The organism is Schnuerera sp. (assembly GCF_035459645.1).
In the GTDB taxonomy this organism is placed as follows: Bacteria; Bacillota; Clostridia; order Tissierellales; family Tepidimicrobiaceae; genus Schnuerera.
Window position 1 is genome coordinate 1 of sequence record NZ_DATHXO010000184.1, and the last position, 3,066, is coordinate 3,066.

The window sequence follows — 3,066 nt, forward strand, 5'->3', positions numbered from 1 at the left end:
TTCGCCATAATTGGAGATTTGATAAACATTCGGTCTATTTTTACAATTATAATGATTATGCAATATGGGGATATACAGCGAAGATGACTAAACATTTTATAGATTTAATAAAATAAGTTCTCTTTTGGCTTTTAGCCATTAAGAGAACTTATTTATCTTATTGTTCTTCAATTATTCTATTATTAATCTTAATACCATTTTCCAATTTTTTTAAATCCCTGATTATAAAGAAACTAGTTATAACTGAAGCAGTCAAATCTGCTACTGGACCTGCTAACCAGACTCCTGTCAGACCGAAAAATTTAGGTAAAATCAACAATGCGGGTATTAATATTAGAACTTGTCTAGATAGTCCTAAAAAGGCAGCATGCTTAGGTTTACCAGTTGCTTGAAAATAATTAGAACTAACTATTTGAAAGCCTATAATAGGTAACATAGCTAAATATATTCTCAAACCTTTGATGCCAACATTTGCAATAGTATCCATTTCTGAACCTTTTTCTAAAAATATGCTAAATAATTTATGTGGTATAATTTGGGTTGTTAAGAATCCGAAAATAGCTATAGATGTTGCAGCTATTACTGCTTTTTTAAAAGCCTCTTTAACTCTACCATATTGTTTTGCACCATAGTTGAAGCCAATAATAGGTTGAGCACCTTGATTTATACCGAAAATTGGCATAAGTATTAACATGGTTATACTATGGATTACTCCCATGCTTGAAACGGCTATATCTCCACCGTAAGTATTTAAGCTATTATTTAATATAGCGGTCACCATACTTGCAGCTAATTGCATACTAAAAGGAGCAAATCCAATAGAGAAAATATTTTTTATTATACGTATTCTTAGTATCATATTTTCCTTTTTCAATTTTAACATACTTTTACTACCCAAAAAGTAGCTGAGAACCCAAATAGCTGATATACCTTGAGAAATAATAGTGGCTAGAGCTGCGCCTTTTATTCCCATATTAAATATAAATATGAAAATATAATCTAATATTATATTAAGTATTGCTCCTATTAACATGGTTATCATTGCAATTCTTGGATTACCTTCACCTCTAATAAAGGCATTTATACCAAATCCTACTGCTTGTAAAGGAGCACCTATGAGGATTATGGACATATAATCTACAGCATAAGGTAATATAGTATCACTTGCACCAAATAATTTAAGCAAAGGTTCTATAAAAATTAGCCCTGAAATGCTTAAACCTATTGAAATAATCAATAGTAATATAAAAGCATTTCCAAGGATTAATTCAGCTTCTTCTTTTTTATTCTCGCCTAATCTTATGGAGGAAAGTGAATTTCCGCCAAAGCCTACCAACATGCCAAAAGCCATAAGAATTAAAGCAACTGGTGAACTAACGAATATAGCTCCAATTCCTATACTTCCTATACCTTTACCAATAAATATTCGGTCTATTATATTATAGAGTGCATTAACCAACATACCTACAATAGCAGGTATTGAAAACTTTAATAGAAGTTTACCAATTTCTTCTTCACCTAAAAACTTTGATTTATCATTTGTTTTATTCATTAATTATCCCTCACTTCTTCCAATATTTCTACGATAGTTTCTAGACTATTATTGAATTTAATTATTTTTTCTTCAGAAAGGGAGCTAAAAAGCTCTTCTATCCGTTTATTAAATCTTTCTTCCTGTTTTATATAATAATTTTTGCCTTCTTTAGATAATTTAATAAAAATTTTTCTTTTATCCTCTGGATTATCTTCTCTATATACTAGATTCATATCTGCCATGGAATCGATTAAAGTAGTTATGCTTCCTTTCTCCATATCCATACATTTCCCTAATACTGTGGGAGTAATTCTTTCTGATTTAGCAATAATCATTAAGGCTTTTATTTGATTTTTAGTGCATTTGTATTCATCATCCATATCTTTTTTGATAGATGAACTAAACAACCTATGAAATAGGGACATGAATTTAATCAATCCATGTCTGGTTTCTGTAATAGGATTTTTCATGATGAGAATCACCTCAAAAAAATAGTTAGAATTCTAACAATTAGAATTCTAACTATTTATTCTATACTGATATTTAATTAAAGTCAAGGATTAATCTGTAAACATTTGAGTCCAATAAGTAGTGGCATTAGCCTTAACATAGCCAACCCCAATGGTTCCAAAGTTTGGATTAAGAATATTTGCTCTATGACCTGAAGAATTCATCCAACCTTTGACTACGGATTCAGCACTAAAATAGCCTTTAGCTATATTTTCACCAGCAGTTCTATATTTAATGCCAAAACTTTTCATCATATCAAATGGACTTCCATAAGTAGGAGAGTTATGACTAAAATAATTTTTATTTGCCATATCTTGAGATTTTATTCGAGCTACCTTAGATAATTCTTCACTATAAGTAAAAGGAGCCAGTCCAGCTTTTTGCCTTTCTATGTTCACAAGTTTAACCACTTCCTTTTCTATTGATATATTAGTGTCTTCCTTGGTATCTGGAATTGGTTTACTTGGTTTTGTCTCAGGATTACTATTGTTATTGCTGTCAGGAGTTGTACTGTTTTCTTTACTTTTATCAATATTAGTAGGTTGTTCATTTTCTACAGGTGTTTCAGGATTAGAAGGCTTGTCCAAATTATTATCTGTGTATCCAGGTGTTAATCTAATAATTATATTGTTGTATCTATTTTGTAAATAATTATTAGAGTAGTTATTATAGGTAATGACATACCCTCTCCTATTATATTGACTATAAGGGCTATAATAGGTGTTGTTCTTATAGTTAATATTTGCAGCCTGACCTACAGATGTTGATAAAAGCATAGTTGCAGCTAACGAAATCAATATTTTTTTACCATTTTTTTTCATTTTATTTCCTCCTTAAAGTTTAAATTCAATCTGACCTCCTTTCTTTTATTTTTTAAAAGTATAACACTAAACCTTTATTAAAGAAACACTCAATAGATGGAAGGTTAACATAATATTGGCATTTGTGTAAAAATAGTAGAATGAAAAAATAAAGCATAAATATGTTGAGAATTGTTGAACAATAGCCACTTTAAATGAATT

3 protein-coding genes are annotated in these 3,066 nt (G+C 29.7%); all 3 read right to left on the reverse strand.

The window, feature by feature from the left end:
- Nucleotides 1-157: 157 nt before the first annotated feature.
- Nucleotides 158-1,552: an MATE family efflux transporter gene (locus VK998_RS04445; RefSeq protein WP_325225940.1), complete on the reverse strand. Its 1,395-nt coding sequence runs from the start codon at nucleotides 1,550-1,552 to the stop codon at nucleotides 158-160.
- On the reverse strand, nucleotides 1,552-2,004 hold the full coding sequence (locus VK998_RS04450; protein ID WP_325225941.1) for a MarR family winged helix-turn-helix transcriptional regulator: 453 nt from the start codon (nucleotides 2,002-2,004) through the stop codon (nucleotides 1,552-1,554). The genes VK998_RS04445 and VK998_RS04450 overlap by 1 nt, the downstream gene beginning before the upstream one ends.
- A 90-nt stretch (nucleotides 2,005-2,094) precedes the next feature.
- A complete protein-coding gene (locus VK998_RS04455) occupies nucleotides 2,095-2,865 on the reverse strand; it encodes a CAP domain-containing protein (RefSeq protein ID WP_325225944.1) in 771 nt (256 codons plus the stop codon).
- Nucleotides 2,866-3,066: the final 201 nt, after the last annotated feature.

Excerpts from the sequence above, each read along its gene's own strand:
- VK998_RS04450 (WP_325225941.1), bottom strand. The coding sequence starts at position 2,004 with ATGAAAAATCCTATTACAGAAACCAGACATGGATTGATTAAATTCATG.
- VK998_RS04445 (WP_325225940.1), bottom strand. The coding sequence starts at position 1,552 with ATGAATAAAACAAATGATAAATCAAAGTTTTTAGGTGAAGAAGAAATT.
- VK998_RS04455 (WP_325225944.1), bottom strand. The coding sequence starts at position 2,865 with ATGAAAAAAAATGGTAAAAAAATATTGATTTCGTTAGCTGCAACTATG.